We start from the raw sequence: 19,006 nt of genomic DNA, 5'->3' as shown, positions 1-19,006 counted from the left end.
CCCTTAGGGTTTAGAAATAAATTAATCCATAATAAATGGATAATCTTCTTGTTTATAAATATCTGTAAATGCTTCTTTTGCATCTGGGAAATCAGATTCTTCTGCAAATTTTACAGAGGCTTCTACTCTTTCTTTGATGTCTGCATCAATTTTATCTAAATCTTCTTGTGAAGCATATTTTTTTTCCAAAATAACATCTTTTACTTGCTCTATTGGGTCTTTTTTACGGTATTCGTTTACTTCTTCACGAGTACGGTATTTTGCAGGGTCAGACATAGAGTGTCCTTTATAACGATATGTTCTGAACTCCAAAAGAGTAGGACCTTCACCACTTCTAGCACGATCAGCAGCTCTTGCAACCGCTTCGTGAACAGCTTCCACACTCATTGCATCAACAGCTTCAGAAGGCATATCATACGATTCTCCAAGAGTTGATAAATCAATTACATTTGAAGTTCTGCTTACAGAAGTTCCCATAGCATAACCATTGTTTTCAATCACAAAAATGACAGGAATTTTCCAAAGCATTGCCATATTAAAGGCTTCATGGATTGCTCCTTGACGAACTGCACCATCACCCATATAACAGATACAAAGGTTTCCAGTCTCGTTGTACATTTCTGCAAAACCAATTCCTGCACCGAGTGGAACTTGCGCTCCAACAATTCCGTGTCCACCCATAAAATTGACCTCTTTGTCAAACATGTGCATCGAACCACCTTTTCCTTTTGAGCAACCAGTTTCTTTACCAAAAAGCTCTGCCATCACTGCATTTGGCGAAGTTCCCAAACCAAGTGGATGAGCATGGTCACGGTAAGCTGTTATCCATTTATCATCTTTTGTAAGTGCCGAAACTGCGCCAGCTACACAGGCTTCTTGTCCAATATACAAGTGACAAAAACCTCTGATTTTTTGCTGTCCGTAAAGCTGTCCTGCTTTTTCTTCGAATTTACGCATAAGCTGCATATCTTCGTACCATTTCATATAAACCTCTTTTGAAAAAGAAGATTGCTTTTTTGCAGGAGTTTTAGCAGTTGTTTTTTTTGCTGCTGCTTTACGAACAGGCTTTTTGGCTGTCGTTTTGGTTGTATTTTTTGCGTCGCTCATAATTATAAATTTATATAGAAGTTGGCGTTTGTGCTTTTTTGTGTCTATTTAGAATATTTTTTGCTAAAATCTAATTGAAATTGAGTATAGATTTTATAGTAAGGCAAGTTACCAATTTTTTCAGAAAAACGATAATTTTGAATTCGTGGAATCATTTATTTAATAATTTTTCCATCTATGAGTGTTGCAATGTATTTAGCGAATTTATTATTACGATTTATCAATATTAAATAATTTACCAAAAAGCCAAAGCTAAAAAAAATAGGCATAAAGATAAATAAACCAAGAAGCTCATAACTTTCAGAATCATTGTCAAGAACTGCAAAGAAAAGGGGTAGAGCAGATATATTAATAAGTACTATCATAAAAATCATGCCTGATTTAAGTTTTCTATTTGCATTAATGTTTGCTCTCACAATCGTTTTATCTGAGTTTGATTCAATCACTCCTTGCGCTCTTGGTGGTCGGTCTTTGTTGCCTCTTGAACGCCTTCCTAACTCAAATGTATTTCCTTCGACTTTTCCATAATAACTCAGAGGAATGGCATCAAATATTGATTTTCTGATAGGTCTTGCGCTAATTTTACTTTCTATTCTCTGTATTACCTTTTGAGAAGAAAGTGAGGTTTGATAAACTACCTCTTTGGTCGGAAGTAAAGAATCTAAGAATTTCATAAGTGACTAAGTTAAAGTAAAAAAATATTCTATAATTTAGCCAATAATTTATTCAAACTGAAATAGTTAGGACTTTCATAAAATATTGGGGGAAGCCCTATAAAAATTAAATACCAATTTCTCAATCAGAATAATATCAATTATGAAATCTAAAAATTTAATTAGAATAGTACACATTTCAATATTGAAAAATAAGTGTTTAGGGTTATTGTCAATCATTATTTTATGTTTTGTTCAATTTTCTTATAAATCTCAAAAATGTAATACATTACTTATCAATAATGTGGATATATCTAAAATGAAAGTTTTAAGAGTAGATTGTAATCCTAATAAAAACAAAAATAATATTCATTCAATTAAATACATTGGTGAAACAATAGATTCGATAAAATTTAGTATTCTTAGAAAAGATAAGATTATAGCTAATTTTTTATGCAATCCAGTAGGAGTAAATATTGACGTTAATAATAATCGTTATGTTAATGATTTAGAAGAGTTATTAATGATTTCTCACAATGGAAATTTTTTAGGCATTACTATTTTTAAGAATAAGCAACAAAACTACTTTTATATTCCATTGATATTAAATGAAAATTGTTATTAATGATATGTAGCTGATAGGTTTTAGTTACAAACTAATCCTAACGAGGATCTAAGCCATTTGGTACAAAAAAACCTGCTTACCTCAAAAGAAATAAACAGGTTTCTATTTTTATAAAAGATTTAAACTCAAAAATTATGCAATCGTAATTCCGTCATTCAAATAAACATCTTGGATTGCATTAAGAAGTTCAACTCCTTCATTGAATGGTCTTTGAAATGCTTTACGTCCAGAAATAAGTCCAGAACCACCAGCACGTTTGTTGATAACTGCTGTTTTTACTGCCTCTGCCATATCTGATGCTCCAGAAGATGCACCTCCAGAGTTGATAAGACCAATTCTACCCATATAACAGTTAGCTACTTGATAACGACACAGGTCAATAGGGTTATCAGAAGAAAGGTCTGAATATACTTTTTTATGTGTTTTTGCAAAAGCGATATTATTAAAAGCACCGTTGTTTTCAGGTAATTTTTGTTTGATAATATCAGCTTGAATAGTTACGCCTAAGTGATTTGCTTGTCCTGTAAGGTCAGCAGCCACATGATAATCTACGCCATCTTTTTTAAAGTTGCTATTACGAGCATAACACCAAAGAATTGTAGCCATTCCAAGTTCGTGCGCTCTTTCAAAAGCTGCAGCTACTTCTTGAATTTGACGAGTAGATTCTTCTGAACCAAAATAAATAGTTGCTCCAACAGCGACTGCACCCATATTCCATGCACTTTCTACCGAACCAAACATAATTTGGTCAAATTTATTTGGGTAAGTAAGCAGTTCGTTGTGATTGATTTTTACAATAAAAGGAATTTTATGAGCATATTTTCTTGACATTAAAGCAAGATTGCCAAAAGTGGTCGCAACAGCATTACAGCCTCCTGCAATAGCCAATTTTACAATGTTTTCTGGATCAAAATAATCTGGATTTGGTGCAAAAGATGCGCCTCCTGTATGTTCGATGCCTTGATCAACAGGAAGAATAGAAACATAACCTGTATTAGCCAAACGACCTGAACCATAAAGCTGTCCCAAACTACGCAAAACTTGTGGATTGCGATTTGAGTTAGTAAAAATTTTATCTACAAAATCAGGACTAGGAACGTGTAAACGCTCTTTTGAAATAGCAGGTGTAGAAAAATTAAGAAGAGTTTCAGAATCTTGACCTAGAAGTTCAGAAATACGGTCTGTAGAGAGGTTTGCAGTATGCACCATAATTATTTTGAGAAAAAATTAACAGAAAATGAATTTTGAATTTTTTAAAAGTGCTACAAAGGTAACAATTTGAATTCAATTTTGAATAAAATTAGACTGTAAAAATAATCAAAACTATAATCTATCTGTTGATTTGGGTATATTATCGACATCTTCCTCTGTATCAATAGGCTTTCCTGCTTCATTTGCTTCATTTCTCCAGCCATAAGGGTTGGTGTCAGCAGTAGCAATATTTTCATCTATTTCTCCATTTTCTATATCTTCTGAGTAGCTAACTGTTCCTTGTTGCCAACGAATGAGTTTTACTTCATCTTTAAATTTTTGTCTGTTGCCTTCAAAATATTCCACAATAAGGTCTGCTTTGTTTTGAGCTTCTAAGTCTTTGGTTTCACCGTTTTTATAGACGACTATGAATGTACTTGCCATAATTTTAGATAGTTTTGTTAAACGTTTTTTAATTTAATTACTAGATTTTCTATGTATTGATTAACTAAAGGTAAAATGATTTGTTTTTATTAAATTTCTAGGGTTGGTAGAGTATAAACTTCAAGGTAATTAAAGATGAAATACATTTTTTCTACTACATACATTACAGATTATAATTTTGCTTCATAAAGTTGTATCAAAAAACTATTATTCTACGTTGAGGTTGTAAAGAGAAAATATCAGAAAGAAAAACCAAATTTTATCACTTATGCGTACATTGAATTTATTTTTTGCGTTACTTTTTAGCCTGTTTTTTACAAAAACGCTTGCCCAAAATCAAATCGTTGCTTGGCAAACTACTACCTCAGACAAAGCTTCTCAAAAACATAGCGTTCATAATTATGACAATCAAGGAAGATTAATGAGTGTTGAAGAACCTTTACAAGACCTGAAAACGAACTATATTTATGATACACTTGCTAGGTTGAAAAGACTTGACGTATATACAACAGAAGGAATTGTAAATGTAAAATATTTATATGGTTCAGAACCCACAACTATTATCACACATCCAGTTTGGGGAGAACAAAAACGAATTTCATACAAAGATGAAAGAGGAAAAATTACAGAAGAAAAAATCTATCATAATAAAGAACTTGTAAGGCGAATTTTGTATTCTTATACAGCTTTTGATAGTATTTTTGGTAGAGAAGTAGTTAATTTTTACGAACCTACAAAAGATGGCAAAATAACACCAACTTTAGGTTTTATTTTTAGAGGAAATAAAAAGATACAAAACCCTGTCCATAAAAAATATATTACTTATTTTGATGAAAATACACGTCAGCGAACTAAAGAAGTCGTTTTTATAGATGACAAAAAGCCATTAGAAGATAAAATTTATACCTATACAAAAGGAGTAAATAATCAAGTTTTGCTTCAAAAAACACATTATACTAATTACGAAACTAATACTCAAACTGTCGTTTTTTATTCGTATCAAGAAAAAACAAATGCACCTACTTTTGTCAGAACTGAAGTGAGAGAAGGAGAAAATTTACTTTCCTATTCTAGTTTAGAATATATTTATCAAGATGGAACATTATGGCAAATAATCAATCAAAATTTTATGAGTCCGTTTGCTAAGTCTGAAATAAAAACAAATTCTACAAATAATACTTTTACCAAAAAAGTATCTATTTTTAAAGATGCCAAACTGATAAGAGAACGTCATTACGAAGGCGAAACACTAAGTAAGACGATAGATTATCAATACACAAAAGTATGATAAAAAGAGTAGAGTTTTGTATCTTTGTCTAAAAGAAGCAAATGCCTTAAAAGGTGTTTGAGAATATAAAATTACTTAAAATAGACAGCTTTAAAACTGTCTTCTTATATATATGATAGAATTACCAGTTATAAATATAAACGAAAAAAATAAAACTCCAGAAGAATTAAATGGCAAAAAACCTGATTGGTTACGTGTCCGTTTGCCTGTTGGAGAAAATTACAAACAAGTAAATGAGCTTGTGAGTAAACATAAATTACATACTATTTGCCAAAGTGGAAATTGTCCGAATATGGGCGAATGTTGGGGGGCAGGTACAGCAACTTTTATGATTTTGGGAAATGTTTGTACTCGTGGTTGTTCTTTTTGTGCTGTTCAGACAGGAAGACCACCTGAATATGATACTGATGAGCCAAGAAGAGTAGCTGAAGCAATCAGTCTTATGAAAGTCAAACATGCTGTTATTACTTCTGTAAATCGTGATGAACTCAAAGATAGAGGAGCAGAAATTTGGCACAATACCGTAAAATTTACAAAAGAGCTTTCTCCATCTACAACCATAGAAACGCTTATTCCAGATACAAAAGCAAACTGGGAAGCTTTAGAAGTAATGATTTCGGCAGGACAAGAAGTAGTTTCTCATAATATAGAAACAGTTGAAAAACTTTACAAACGTGTACGTCCACAGGCTCGTTATGCACGTAGTTTAGAGCAAATCAAGCGTACAAAAGAATATGGAAAGCGTACCAAAACAGGAATTATGGTAGGTTTGGGAGAAACAAACGAAGAAGTTTTGAAAACAATGGACGACCTTGTAAAAAATGGTTGTGATATTCTGACAATCGGACAATATATGCAGCCTACAAGAATGCACCTTGCTGTTACTGAATACGTACATCCAGAAGTTTTTGACTTTTACAGAGAAGAGGGCTTAAAACGAGGGTTAAAATATGTAGAATCGGGTGCTTTAGTTCGCTCTTCCTACCACGCTGAAAGACACGTAAACGTGTAAACTATATTTTCTGAATAAAATTTATAAACAGTCTTTTTATTTTAAAAAGGCTGTTGTTTTTTATAAAAAAAATAATTAATTAAGAATATAAAAAAATGCAAAAATCAATCTTACTTCTCTTTAGTCTATTTATTTTTTTTACTTCTTGTAATGAAACTAAAAAAACTGAGGAAACCTCTACAAATACGAAAGTTGTAGAAGAAAATACAGAATATACTATACATCAGAAAATAGAGAAACTTGAAGTTCAAGAATTTAGTAATAAAATGACTGAATTGAGAGTTTATAATATTGTTGATGTCAGAACACCAAAAGAATTTGATCAGGCAAGTATTCCGAGAGCCAAAAATATAGACATTAATGCAAGTAATTTTGAAGAAGAATTAGATAAACTAGAACGAATTAAACCATTACTCATTTACTGTAAATCAGGTGGACGTAGTACAAAAGCTGTAGAAAAAGCAAAAGAAATGGGTTTCGAACGCATTATCGAATTAGATGGTGGAATGGAAAGTTGGAAAGAAGCCAAAATGGAAACTGCACACGCTATTTAAACAATCAAAAATTATTTTTCCCTACAAAAAAACAAATACAAAATGAAAAATATATTCTTTCTTCTAATCATCATTAGTTTATTATTTTCTTGTACCAATAACAAAGATGAAAATAAAAGTTCTACAGAAAATACTTCCCCTCAAAAAATAGAAAAGTTAATACCTCAGGATTTTGCAGTTGAAATGACAGAGTTGAAGAGTTTTAATCTCATTGATGTCAGGACAACTCAAGAATATGAACAAGGAAATATTTCTAAAGCAAAAAACATTAATTTTAATGATGCTAGTTTTGGAGAAGAATTGAATAAGTTGGAAAAAAATAAGCCACTTTTTATCTACTGCAAATCAGGTGGACGTAGTGCAAAAGCTGTAGAAAAAGCAAAAGAAATGGGTTTCGAACATATCATTGAACTAGATGGAGGAATTGAAAGCTGGAATGATGCCAATGTAGAAACAACTCATGGCATTGAATAAATAATTTTTTCAAGTTTATCTTTATAATAGAAGCAAGTGAAATCAAGTAGGTTAGAAGCGTTTAGTGATGGTGTTTTGGCAATCCTTATCACCATTATGGTTTTAGAGATGAAAGTTCCGGCAGAGGCTGCTTTACACGATTTGGGTGAAGTATATACTATTTTTTTAAGTTATATTTTGAGTTTTTTATATTTAGGGATTTATTGGAACAATCATCATCATCTATTTCAAGCTACTGAGTATGTAAATGGAAAAGTGCTTTGGGCAAATCTACATTTGCTTTTTTGGCTTTCTTTGATTCCTTTTGCTTCTGGTTGGGTAGGAAGAACTAGTTTTTCAGCTGTTCCAAGTGCCTTATATGGAGTGGTTTTGTTTATGAGTGCTGTTGCTTATTTCATTTTGCAATATTTGATTCTCAAAATTCATGGGAAAGACTCAGTATTAAATAAAGCTATTGGAAAAAACTATAAAAGTAAAATTTCACTAGTTTTGTATGCTCTTGCCGTTCCTCTTTCTTTTGTAAGTCAATGGATTTCTATTTCTATATATTTAGGTGTTGCTTTTTTATGGATTGTTCCTGATAAACGAATAGAAAATACACTTTATAAAGAAATAAGAAAAAATCAAGAGGAAGGGAATGACAAAGAAATAGAGAATATTTCTTAAAAATAAATTTATAAAATAGGAGTAAAGAAAAATGCAAGAAGAACAAGGAATATTTTCACAAGGAAAAGTAATTTTGATAGACAAACCTCTTACTTGGTCGTCTTTTGATGTAGTAAACAAAATCCGTTATGCTATCAAAAAATATGAACAAAAGAAAAAAGTAAAAGTCGGACATGCAGGAACGCTTGATCCTTTAGCAACAGGTTTACTAATTCTCTGTTCGGGCAAAATGACAAAGCAAATTGAAGATTTTCAAGGACAAGAAAAAGAATATGTTGCTCAAATTACCTTTGGTTTTACGACAGCTTCTTATGATTTGGAATCAGAATTAGAAAATCAAAAAGAGGTTTCTAATCTTACCCTAGAAAAAATTGAAAGTGCATTAAAAGACTTTCAGGGAGAAATAGACCAAATTCCACCTATTTTTTCGGCTGTTCAAGTAAATGGAAAAAGAGCCTATCAATCTGCCCGAGAAGGCGAAGAAGTCAAACTCAAATCAAGAAAAGTAACAATTTCAGAATTAGAAATAACAGAATCCAATTTATCAGAAAATGAAGCAATTATTTCTTTGAGAATTGTTTGTAGTAAAGGAACTTATATCAGAAGTTTAGCCCATGACTTAGGACAAAAATTAGAAACAGGCGCACATCTTTCAGGACTTCGTCGTACAAAAATAGGCGACTTCAACATTGAAGAAGCACAGACCATTGAGCAGTTTTTGGAAGAGTGGAAGCCAAAAGCAGTAAAAGAATAATTATAAAAAATAATTTAACTATTTCAAGTAGTTTTTTTGTGGGTAGATACTTTATTTGTACTTATATTTGTAATTATTTGATTTTTTATTGAATTTTTTGCGTTATAGTATTTTAAAATAGGTTAGTTTGAAGTTTCTTTTTCTAACCGTTTTTAGTAAAACTGACCAAAAAACTAACATAATCTTTGTTGGTATTTTAGCTTAACAATACCAATAAACAACAATAACCTCTATTTCTTGCTAGAAAAAAAAAACGAATTTTTAAATTATGATACAGGAAAAATTATATGAATTGAGAAATTCATTTTTGCTTTATATTGAAGATAGAGGACTTACAGTTTTGATGCGTCCTTTTACTACCCTTTTTCAAATTGCATTTTCGATGTGGACGTTCTTTAATTTTTTTTGGATTATGGTCGTTTGTGCGCCTTTTATTATTATTCCAATCTTGATTGATGAGAAAAGAGGTGGAACTTTTGCTTTCAAAATCATGAAGATTTGGGGTTTTAGTTTTAGTTTCTTGAGTGGAATTATTTATAAAATAAAAAACAAAAAAACACTTCAAAAAAATCAACCCTATATTTTTGTAGCTAACCACAATTCATTTTTAGATTCACCAGCTATTACTCTTGCTATTCCAAATCAGTTTAGAGCTTTAGGAAAAATTGAGATTTTGAAAATGCCTGTTTTTGGTCTAATATTCAAATACATTGGTGTTATCGTTGATAGAAGTAGTATGGAAAGTAAAAGGCGTAGTCTAAGACAAGTAAAAGAAAAACTAAGAAAACAGATTCATGTAATGATTTTTCCAGAAGGAACAATGAATAATTCAGGGCATGATATGTTGCGTTTTCATGAAGGAGCTTTCTTAGTTGCTATCGAAACCCAAACTCCTATTGCGCCTATTGTAATAAAAAATACACGAAAAATGCTTCCTAAAAATAGTTGGAGAGTAAAAGCAGGATTTGTTGAAGTAGAATTTTTAGAACCTATTTCTACTGAAGGAATGGCGATTCAAGACCTACAAAAACTCAAATTGCAAGCCTTTGAAATGATGCAAAATGCTTATCTGAAAAATTAAATAATTTATGAAAATCTATCTTACACCTGGACCATCTGAAAATTATTTTATAGTAGAAGAAGCTATAAAAGAAGCCTTACAAAAAAAAATAACGGCAATTTCGCATCGTAGTAAAGATTTTAAAGCAATTTTTGAGCATACAACTACACAGCTTAGAGAACTTTTACAAATTCCTGATAATTTTTCTATTGCCTTTACAGGTTCTGCCAATGAAATTTGGGAACGAATTCTTCAAAATTGTGTAGAAAAAGAAAGTTTTCATTTAGTAAATGGGTCTTTTTCAAAGAAATTTTATCAGTTTGCTGAGCAGCTCAATCTTAGCCCATCTAAATATGAAGTTGAGTTTAGTGAGGGTTTTTTAGTAGAAAATATTGATGTTTCTGATTCTGCTGAGCTTATTGCTGTTATTCAGAACGAAACAAGCAGTGGTGTTCAGTTTACCATCGAAAATATTGCAAAGATTAGAGAACTAAATAAAGACAAACTTATCGTTGTCGATGCTGTTTCTTCATTGCCTTACGCCAATCTTGATTTTTCTGTAATAGATTCTGTTTATTTTTCTGTACAAAAAGGTTTTGGTGTTCCTGCTGGATTAGGTGTTTGGGTTTATAATCAAAAAATGATTGATAAAGCTCAACAATTAGAAGCCAAAGGTAAAAGCATCGGAACATATCACTCTCTTTTAGAACTTGATAAATATGCTAAAGACAATCAAACTCCTGAAACGCCAAATGTTTTAGCCATTTTTGTATTGGGAAAAGTAATTGAAGCAATGAATAGAAAGGGAATTGCGATGATTCGAAGAGAAACTGATTATAAAGCAGAATTATTGTATCATACTTTAGAGCAATCTGAGTTTTTATCGCCTTTAGTAAAAGAAAAATCTCAACGCTCTAAAACAGTTATTGTAGCAAATGTAGAGAAAGGAACTTCTTCTGATGTGGTTGCTTTTTTAGAAAAAAAGGGAATTATAATTGGAAAAGGATATGGGAATTTTAAAGATTCTCAAATCCGTATTGCTAATTTCCCAACTCATTCTAAAGAACTCATAGAACAGGTAGCTGATTTCTTGATGGAATATGGCAAATAAATAATGAAATCTAAATTTTTAATTCTTTAGTAAAATATATAAATTGTAGTGATAAACAAATTCTGCTTTGATTAATCAACTACTACTATTTATATTAATTTTTATAATATGCCTTTATTTGAAGAAAAACACCTTACTATTCATCATGACGAAGATACAAATTGTATTCATATGCAATGGATTGGTTTTGCCACTTCCCAAAAGTACAGACACGGAATGAATACAGGACTGGAGAAAGTGAAAGAAAAAGAAGTTACTAGGTGGCTTGCAAACATGGCAGAAATGGGAGCTATTACGCCAGAAGACCAAAAATGGACAAATGAAGATTGGTTTCCTCGTCTTTTAGAGTCTGGCATCAGAACGGCTGCTGTGGTGATGTCAAAAGATGTTTTCAATCAACTTGCTGTCAAAAAGATAGGAGAAGAGATGACTGATAATAATTATACTATGCACTTTTTCGATAATCTTGAGGAAGCAAAAGAGTGGTTAAAGAACTATCAAATTCAAGACAAAGAAACTATTATGGCAGAACAAAAACAGGAAGAAGCCTAAACAAGAATTGATAATAAAATAACATTTTTCAACAAAAAACAGTATTCTCTGAAATGGAATACTGTTTTTTTTATTTAGCTTGAATTATAAATTACAAGTAGCTAAGATTTACTCAGATGAATAAATCTGTTATAGACCTCTTTAAATATTTACTGTTTCTCGTTTTCGTTTTACTTTTCTATGTAAAAAAACAGCTAAACTACTTGCTGTCAGAACAATGATAGGAACTAGCCAATTATCAGATAAATAGCCCATTTGTCCGATAAAAGTAAAAATAAACACAAATAAAATATTCAAAAAAATCACAATTCCTACAATATAATAATGACTACAACCGATGTCTAAAAGCAAGTGATGAATATGATTACGGTCAGGTGAAAGAGGAGAACGCCCAGACAAAGCTCTCAGCATAAAGACACGAATAGTATCAAAAAGAGGATAAACCATCAGAGCAGAAAGCAAAGCCAAAGGAGCAACAATATGTAACTCGCTTGTTTCAGGTAAAGCTGCATTTTTATTCAGAAAAATAATTAAAAGACCAGTAGCTAAAAAACCAAGCATTAAAGAGCCTGTGTCGCCCATAAAAATTCTGGCAGGACTGTAATTATAATACAAAAAACCTCCTACACTTCCCAAAACAGCCAAGCACATAGCCGAAAGGGCAAAACTACCCTCTAAGGCAAACCAAAGTCCGAAAAAACTAAAAACAATTAAGGCAACCGAACCTGCTAATCCATCAATTCCATCAATTAAATTAAAAGCATTTGTAATTACAATGACTATAAAACCAGTAACTAAATAGCTAAAAATGATATGTAATTCATATACTCCCAAAAAACCATATAGAGAATAAATACGAATATCCCCAATTAGAAGTACAGCTATTGCTACAAATTGCCCTATCAATTTCCAAAAAGCACTCAAAGGTAAAAAATCATCTCGCATACCTACTACTACCATAACCAAGACAGCACCAAGTAAAAATTCCATATTCAGCGTCATATCTACAAAAGACCATACTAATGTAGAAATAATAAAACCAAAAAAAATTCCTACTCCTCCAAAAGAACAAATTTTACCAGTATGAACTTTTCGTTCATTGGGTACATCGTGTATGTTGCGAGCATTAGCAATCTTGATGATTTCGGGAATGAGGAGTAAACAGACTGCAAAAGCAGTACCTAGGCTAAGAAGTAATTTAATCCAAGTCATAATGAGGTTATTAGATAATGATTTTGATAAAAAGTGAGATGTTATCTGTTCAAATTCATTTTAATTAAATAATAATTCTTTAGGTGTAACGTGTATTTATTTTTTGATAAATAGAGTTAGGAATAGCCTTTTTAGAATCTTTTGTTATATCTAGTTTTTCGTTTGTGCCTTGTTGAGATGGTATCAAGTTTTTGGATATATATACTTGTTTTTCATCTTTCTGTAAAAAATCAAACTGCCAATCTAACAAATTATTTTTCCAAAGATACGCCAAACCAATTACTAATATAAGAATAAATAATAACCCTTCTGTGAACGCATATATTTTCCAACTACTTTCTATTGCTTGTAATTTAGAATCAATCAAGATTTTTGACCAAGGAAATAAAAATATAATTTCTACTTCAAAGAGTACAAAAACTAAGGCTATCAAATAAAAACGAATATTAAACTTACCCCAACTTCCAATTACAGTTTCTTCTCCACATTCATAAGTAGATAGTTTTTCTTTTGTTGGATTATGGGGGCGAAAGATTTTTCCAATGCTCAAAGAAATTAGAGCAAAAAAAGCTCCTATAATTAAAAAAAGTAAAACTAAACCAAAACTAGAAACAGAACAAAGCATATAGAATTAATTATAAATTAGAGAAAAATTATTATTTCGACCTGTTCATAAATTTTTATTGGTTCAAAATTAGTCCTTGAGCCTATATCCTAATCTTGTTTTGGTGCGAATCATTTCTTTTACTGCGTCCATATCTGAAACAGAATCAAATGATTTTTTTGGAACAACATACACAATATGCCTATTTTGATAAATAAGCAAATAATGTTTGAATTCTCTTATTTTATATATTCTTCGCCAAGTAAGAGTGGTATGACTCTCTAAAGTAACTACTTCTATGCGTTCAGGTTCAAAATAAAATGTAGTTAATTCTGAAAGAGAAGGATTTTTTTCGAAATACGTCTTTGTCCTCAAATAAGTAAGGATGGGTAAAACTAAAAATAAAACCACCATCAAACTTAAAAGTAAACCAAGTTTTAGGTCTGAGTCAGCCCATTGTCCATCTGTAATACGTTTCTCTAAAAGCATTACGATGAGCATGGTCGCTAAAAAAATACTCAACCAAACCATTTTGCTACGTAATAATAGCGAAAAATTTAGTCGAAGATATTCTTCAAAATTGAGCTTTGCCTTTACTTCTATTATTTTTTCTTTTTCTTCTTTCATACTACAAATAACGCTTTTTTTAAGCAAAAATAAAGAATAGAATACCAAAAAATCAAAACATTTTAACTTTCGAAAGTCATTTATGCTCAAAAACATAATTTTTTTCTTATTCTATTTCATAAACTGCACGAACAGGATAATGATCTGAAAAAGGAACTTCTCTATGAGTATTGAAGTAAATACAATCTAACTTTTCACTATCATAAAACTGATTGTCTATTCTAAGAAAAAATAATTTCCCATTGAAAGTAAATCCTGTTCCTAATCCTTTACTCTCAAAAGAGTTTTTGAGGTTTCTACGAAGTTTGAAATAGGTATAACTATAAGGCAAATCGTTCAAATCGCCACACAAAATAACTGGATATGGACTTGTTGCTATATGATTGATAATAGTCTGAACCTGCTGCGCTCGCATAGAAAAGCCTCTTTTGAGCCGTTTGCCTGCATACCAAAAAGTTTGTTCGGGCTGGTCTATGAGTTGAAGTTCATTTTGATTGATACTCATTGATTCTAAATGAACATTATAAATTCTGATTGTATCTTTTCCTTTTACTATATCAGCGAAAATAGCACCATTATCAGTTCGAACTCTAAAAGGAACTTCTCCTTTACTTATAAATGGATATTTTGAAAAAATAGCTATACCAAACTGTCCCTTATTATGATTAGCAGAGGTATAACGAACATGAAAGTAATAAGGGTTGTCTGAATCTTGTGCTGATAATTGTTCTCTAGTATTAAACGTTTTGGCACTTTCTGAATTATAAAAATCTTGAATACATTTTATCTCTGAAGTGTCATTTTTTATCCACTTAATTGTATTCTTTGTTATTGTATGCTTATTATCTCTCTCTTGATAGACATCAAATTCTCGTACGTTATAAGACAAAACAGATAAAGATTTTTTACTTTTTTCTACGTCTTCTTTCCAAACTCCTCCCAAACTTATGCTGGCTTGCCAAAATGGAAAACCTATAATCAAAACAAATAAGGAATAAAGTGCGTACCATCTTTTGCGCCACCACCAAAGAAAAACAAAAAATACATTGGCTATTAAACAAAAAGGAATAAGCATTGATACAAAACCTGAAATCCAAAAATATTCAGGGGAAACAAGAACCGATAAATAAGAAATTACCGAAATTACCAAAATAAGACTATTGATAAAACGAAATGTACGACGTGCATTTCGTCTGCGCCAAGAGTCATATTTTACTTTTCTTCTTCGTGAACTACGAGAACGGTTTGTAGAAGGCATAGAAAACTTTTACAGCTTATTTTTTAGATAGGATAAATGTCTGTTTTATAGAATATACATTTTTTTTGAAGTTTATAAAAGTAGAACGTAATGATTTGGTTTTACGTTGAGGGTTTTTGGTTATTTTTTTAGAAATTATCTAATTAGGTATCAGCCAAGGAATACCAAATTTTCCTTCTTTTAGATATATATCTATACTATCATTTTTTTCTAACTCATAATACATATCTTCTGAAACTTGTATATCATCTGCTGGAGCTGTTTCATGCCATTTATTTAGTTCAAAGTGATAGGTAGTTACATCACCAGAGCTTATTCTTTTATCTATAATTTGGGCTTTGTATTTTTTTGCTGGAGTGTCATCATAAATAGTATTAGTGAGTGTTATTGCACCAAAACTATATCCAAAGAAAAGTACCCAAAGAAACAAAGCACGAAAATAACTACTTACTTTCTTTACAATAAAATCTTTTCCTATTGATATTACTAAAGTCAGTAGAGTAGCTAATACAAGAGAAGGAGTCCAAATAGGAGAATAATCAAATATATTTACATCAAGCATAGCCCGTAAGCCTACTATCAAACACGGTAAAGTAAAACCTATCGCTGTAGTAGGTCTTTTATCACTCTTCGAATCTGTATAAGCGATTAGACCAGACGAAAATTTGGGAATTAAGATGCCTATCAACACAACAATAATACCTGCCAAAACAGCAAAATTATAAGGTTTTGGATAAAAAGCTAACCACATTGAATTACCAATAGCTAAAGCATTGTATGAATAAGTTACATATTTTGCCGTTTTTAATTTTTGTTGATAAGATGGAGAAAGAAGAACATCGGCATTTTTCATTACTTCTGCTTTTTCTTCCTCTTGTCTTATGGTATCTAGGTTGGGAAACTTTGTATCTAGCCAAGCATGTATCTTATCAATATCTTTTAAATACTTAGAAATTCGCATACGCTTTTTACCAGAAAAAACAGAAACATAGTTTTGAGTTTTATTAAATCCTGTAATCTCATCAAAGGAAAAAGAATAATTATTAAAAAGTCCTTTTGAATAAACTCTGTCTTCTTCAATGACAAATTTTGCATAAAAAACTTCAAATAGACTTACTATTCCCAATGCTGAAATGGGTAAAGTAAATATAGAGAATAATAATAAGTAAGCTATCCAAATATCTTCTCCTTTGCTTTCTGAATAATAAGGAATCAGCATTAGTCCTATGCCTAACCCTATAAATAAAACTCCTGCTATACCCATAAATATAGCCCAACCTTTTGGTAGTTTGTATATTCCTTGCATAAAATATTTTTTTATTCAATTTTTACTCAACAGCTTCCTCTACTAATGTACTATCTTTTTCAGGATAACGCTCATAATAAGGTGTAGGACAATAATAACGACGTTTTATTTCGACAGAAGGCTGTAAAAAAGGAGCTTTTCTGATTCCAGAAGTTTTATCAGCATAAAGACTTTGCATATAGAGTCCAAAAATAGGAAGTGCTGTCTTTGAGCCTTCTCCTACATCGGAGGTACGGAAACGAATAGCTCTGTCTTCTCCTCCTACCCAAACACCAGTTACCAAATCTCTTGTTACACCCATATACCAACCGTCTGCAAAATTGGAAGAAGTTCCTGTTTTACCTCCTACATCATTGTTATTTCCCAAAATGCCATACGACCACAGACCTAATGATGTTCCGTGTGGTTCTTGTGTACCTCCTTTGAGCATATAACCCATTAGCCAAGCTGATTCTTTGGATAAAGCACGATGAGATTCGCCATGAAAATAATGAAGGGTTTTGCCATGTTTGTCTTTTACCTGCCATAAAATCTGAGGTTCTTGCCACATTCCACCATTCATAATTGTTGCATAAGCTCCAGCCATTTCGAAGAGTGATACATCACTAGAGCCTAATCCAATAGAAGGAACTTCTGCTAAAGGTGAAGTAATTCCCATTTTTTTAGCATAATGAGCAACAGTTGTCCAACCTACTTTCTCGGTTAGTTTGGCTGTTACAGTATTTATCGAACGCCCCATAGCATGTCTTAAAGTCATATTTCTATTGGTGTTTGTCCAGTCGGCATTATGAGGAGTCCAAATTTTCTGTTCGCCATTTTCTTCGTATCTAATAATAGGATTGGTATCTAAAATTGTATCACAAGGAGACATATTTAATGAATCAATAGCAGTTGCATAGACAAACATTTTGAATGTCGAACCTGGTTGTCTTTTGGCTTGTTTTACTTGGTCATACTTGAAATATTCAAAATCAAGACCACCTACCCACGCTTTTATATGTCCACTATAAGGGTCTAAAGAAACCATTCCTGCCCTCATAATTTGCTTATAATATTTTATAGAATCAATACTAGAAAGTGTAGTGTCTTTTCTATGACTTATATTTTCCCAACTAAAAACCGTCATTTTTTTAGGTTTTTCTAGCAAAATTTGAATAGAATCGCTTTGTTTTCCATATTTTTCTACTAAATATTTGTAGTAATCTGTTTTGGCTATATTATTCTCAATATAATTTTCAATTGGTTTTTTGTTACTATCTGTCCAAGGAACTAAACCTTTCCATTGCTGATGAAATTTTTCTTGAAGAACAGGCATTTGTTTGGCTATGGCTGCCTCTGCATGGGCTTGAATTTTGGAATCAATGGTAAGGTAAATTTCTAATCCGTCTGCATATAAATCATATCCGTTTTTATCACACCAATTTTTCAACTTTTGTGTGACATAGTTTTTATAGTAGGTGCTATTTCCTGTTTCGGCTACTTCATAAAAAATAGTTAAGTCTAAAGGTAACTCTTTAAGAGAATCTACTAAGTGGCGAGTTAGATACTTATATTTTCTCATCTGATTCAAAACCGTATTTCGTCTATTTATTGCCTTTTCAGGATTACGAAGAGGATTATAAGTAGAAGGAGCTTTCAAAAGACCAACTAGTAGAGCTGATTGATGAATTTCTAAACTATCAGGAGAAGTAGAAAAATATTTCTTTGCTGCTGCATGAAGTCCAAAAGTATTATTTCCAAAGGTAACTTCATTGAGATACATTGTCAAAATCTCACTTTTTGTATAGGAACGCTCTAAACGAACAGCCATAATCCATTCTTTTGCCTTTGCTACAATGGTACTTAATAGTCCTTTATCGCCTAGTTTTCCTACGTTTTCTTGCGAACGAGTATCAAACATATTTTTAGCGAGTTGCTGACTGATTGTACTGCCTCCTCTGTTATCTCCTTTTAAAAGAGCTAAGAAAATACCAAAAGTAGCCTCTGCATCAATACCTGAATGATTTTCAAAACGAGCATCTTCGGTAGCCAAAAGAGAAAAGATTGTCATTGAGTCTATATCTTCATATTTTAAAGGTGTTTTGTTCTGACTATAATAACGAGCTACTTCTATGCTATCAGCTGTATAAACGACAGAAGGTAAAGGCGTTTTTGGATTCTCAAGAGCTTTCAAAGATGGAATTGTACCAAAAAAGCCAAACCAATTAAAAGCAATGGCAGCAAAAAATAAGATTATACTCATAAGTCCTATGCCTGTTATCCACCACAACACACGACAAAAACGTATTATCTTCGATTCTCCTCTTGGAAAACTGAATAATAAACGCAATTTATTTGCTGATTGCTTTAAAATTGAAAGGTAGTTTTTCATTTAGGTTTTTAGCAAAAAAAATATTTTTAGAATCAATACAGTAAAATTACATTTATAAATTAGAATTAACAAAATGACTTTGTTTTGAAATGGGGACAGTGTAAAATTATTTATATAAGTTTTGTACCTTTGCACCA

The 19,006-nt window shown here is 31.5% G+C and carries 20 protein-coding genes; 10 read left to right on the top strand and 10 right to left on the bottom strand.

Features of this window, described 5'->3' with window-relative positions:
* Nucleotides 1-21 precede the first annotated feature (21 nt).
* Nucleotides 22-1,107, bottom strand: a complete 1,086-nt coding sequence (pdhA, locus tag V9L04_RS05280; protein WP_338793039.1) for a pyruvate dehydrogenase (acetyl-transferring) E1 component subunit alpha — start codon at nt 1,105-1,107, stop codon at nt 22-24.
* A gap of 155 nt (nt 1,108-1,262) precedes the next feature.
* The gene (locus V9L04_RS05275; RefSeq protein ID WP_338793038.1) at nt 1,263-1,781 is read right to left on the bottom strand and encodes a hypothetical protein; all 519 of its coding nucleotides are present in this window, start codon (nt 1,779-1,781) and stop codon (nt 1,263-1,265) included.
* Nucleotides 1,782-1,923: 142 nt separating this feature from the next.
* Between V9L04_RS05275 and V9L04_RS05270 the strand changes: the two genes are divergently transcribed.
* Nucleotides 1,924-2,385: a hypothetical protein gene (locus V9L04_RS05270; RefSeq protein ID WP_338793036.1), complete on the top strand. Its 462-nt coding sequence runs from the start codon at nt 1,924-1,926 to the stop codon at nt 2,383-2,385.
* Nucleotides 2,386-2,517: 132 nt separating this feature from the next.
* On the opposite strand, the gene V9L04_RS05265 is transcribed toward V9L04_RS05270, so the two are convergent.
* Both V9L04_RS05265 and V9L04_RS05260 read right to left on the bottom strand, forming a co-directional pair.
* Nucleotides 2,518-3,594 (bottom strand): class I fructose-bisphosphate aldolase, encoded by a 1,077-nt coding sequence (locus V9L04_RS05265; protein ID WP_338793035.1) that lies wholly within the window; start codon nt 3,592-3,594, stop codon nt 2,518-2,520.
* A gap of 114 nt (nt 3,595-3,708) precedes the next feature.
* Nucleotides 3,709-4,020 (bottom strand): hypothetical protein, encoded by a 312-nt coding sequence (locus V9L04_RS05260; RefSeq protein ID WP_338793034.1) that lies wholly within the window; start codon nt 4,018-4,020, stop codon nt 3,709-3,711.
* Nucleotides 4,021-4,288: 268 nt separating this feature from the next.
* Between V9L04_RS05260 and V9L04_RS05255 the strand changes: the two genes are divergently transcribed.
* The 9 genes from V9L04_RS05255 to V9L04_RS05215 all read left to right on the top strand — a co-directional run bounded on the left by V9L04_RS05255 (nt 4,289) and on the right by V9L04_RS05215 (nt 11,491).
* Complete coding sequence (locus V9L04_RS05255; RefSeq protein ID WP_338793033.1) at nt 4,289-5,308, top strand: hypothetical protein; 1,020 nt, start codon at nt 4,289-4,291, stop codon at nt 5,306-5,308.
* Nucleotides 5,309-5,420: 112 nt separating this feature from the next.
* Nucleotides 5,421-6,320 (top strand): lipoyl synthase, encoded by a 900-nt coding sequence (gene lipA / locus V9L04_RS05250; RefSeq protein WP_338793032.1) that lies wholly within the window; start codon nt 5,421-5,423, stop codon nt 6,318-6,320.
* A 95-nt stretch (nt 6,321-6,415) separates the two neighbouring features.
* Nucleotides 6,416-6,874, top strand: coding sequence for a rhodanese-like domain-containing protein (locus tag V9L04_RS05245; protein ID WP_338793031.1), 459 nt, complete (start codon nt 6,416-6,418; stop codon nt 6,872-6,874).
* A gap of 42 nt (nt 6,875-6,916) precedes the next feature.
* Nucleotides 6,917-7,348, top strand: a complete 432-nt coding sequence (locus V9L04_RS05240) for a rhodanese-like domain-containing protein (protein ID WP_338793030.1) — start codon at nt 6,917-6,919, stop codon at nt 7,346-7,348.
* A gap of 36 nt (nt 7,349-7,384) precedes the next feature.
* Nucleotides 7,385-8,014 (top strand): TMEM175 family protein, encoded by a 630-nt coding sequence (locus tag V9L04_RS05235; protein ID WP_338793029.1) that lies wholly within the window; start codon nt 7,385-7,387, stop codon nt 8,012-8,014.
* Nucleotides 8,015-8,045: 31 nt separating this feature from the next.
* Nucleotides 8,046-8,768, top strand: coding sequence for a tRNA pseudouridine(55) synthase TruB (gene truB, locus V9L04_RS05230; RefSeq protein WP_338793028.1), 723 nt, complete (start codon nt 8,046-8,048; stop codon nt 8,766-8,768).
* 268 nt (nt 8,769-9,036) lie between these two features.
* Nucleotides 9,037-9,849 (top strand): lysophospholipid acyltransferase family protein, encoded by an 813-nt coding sequence (locus V9L04_RS05225; RefSeq protein WP_338793027.1) that lies wholly within the window; start codon nt 9,037-9,039, stop codon nt 9,847-9,849.
* A gap of 7 nt (nt 9,850-9,856) precedes the next feature.
* Complete coding sequence (locus tag V9L04_RS05220; RefSeq protein ID WP_338793026.1) at nt 9,857-10,939, top strand: aminotransferase class V-fold PLP-dependent enzyme; 1,083 nt, start codon at nt 9,857-9,859, stop codon at nt 10,937-10,939.
* Nucleotides 10,940-11,047: 108 nt separating this feature from the next.
* Complete coding sequence (locus V9L04_RS05215; RefSeq protein WP_338793025.1) at nt 11,048-11,491, top strand: STAS/SEC14 domain-containing protein; 444 nt, start codon at nt 11,048-11,050, stop codon at nt 11,489-11,491.
* 141 nt (nt 11,492-11,632) lie between these two features.
* Here V9L04_RS05215 and V9L04_RS05210 read toward each other — a convergent pair whose 3' ends face one another.
* From V9L04_RS05210 to V9L04_RS05185, 6 genes are all read right to left on the bottom strand, one after another.
* On the bottom strand, nt 11,633-12,703 hold the full coding sequence (locus tag V9L04_RS05210) for an MraY family glycosyltransferase (protein ID WP_338793024.1): 1,071 nt from the start codon (nt 12,701-12,703) through the stop codon (nt 11,633-11,635).
* Between the two features lie 79 nt (nt 12,704-12,782).
* Nucleotides 12,783-13,328, bottom strand: coding sequence for an NADH-quinone oxidoreductase subunit A (gene ndhC, locus V9L04_RS05205; RefSeq protein WP_338793023.1), 546 nt, complete (start codon nt 13,326-13,328; stop codon nt 12,783-12,785).
* A 69-nt stretch (nt 13,329-13,397) separates the two neighbouring features.
* Nucleotides 13,398-13,934 (bottom strand): YcxB family protein, encoded by a 537-nt coding sequence (locus V9L04_RS05200; protein ID WP_338793022.1) that lies wholly within the window; start codon nt 13,932-13,934, stop codon nt 13,398-13,400.
* A 106-nt stretch (nt 13,935-14,040) separates the two neighbouring features.
* On the bottom strand, nt 14,041-15,192 hold the full coding sequence (locus V9L04_RS05195; protein WP_338793021.1) for an endonuclease/exonuclease/phosphatase family protein: 1,152 nt from the start codon (nt 15,190-15,192) through the stop codon (nt 14,041-14,043).
* A gap of 139 nt (nt 15,193-15,331) precedes the next feature.
* Nucleotides 15,332-16,498 carry a hypothetical protein gene (locus tag V9L04_RS05190; protein WP_338793020.1) on the bottom strand — a complete coding sequence of 389 codons (1,167 nt, stop codon included), beginning with the start codon at nt 16,496-16,498 and terminating at the stop codon, nt 15,332-15,334.
* 22 nt (nt 16,499-16,520) lie between these two features.
* On the bottom strand, nt 16,521-18,869 hold the full coding sequence (locus V9L04_RS05185) for a transglycosylase domain-containing protein (RefSeq protein WP_338793019.1): 2,349 nt from the start codon (nt 18,867-18,869) through the stop codon (nt 16,521-16,523).
* Nucleotides 18,870-19,006 lie beyond the last annotated feature (137 nt).

This window comes from Bernardetia sp. MNP-M8 (assembly GCF_037126285.1).
In the GTDB taxonomy this organism is placed as follows: domain Bacteria; phylum Bacteroidota; class Bacteroidia; order Cytophagales; family Bernardetiaceae; genus Bernardetia.
The sequence above is the reverse complement of the archived record's forward strand: the minus strand, read 5'-3'. Positions and strand labels throughout refer to the sequence as shown.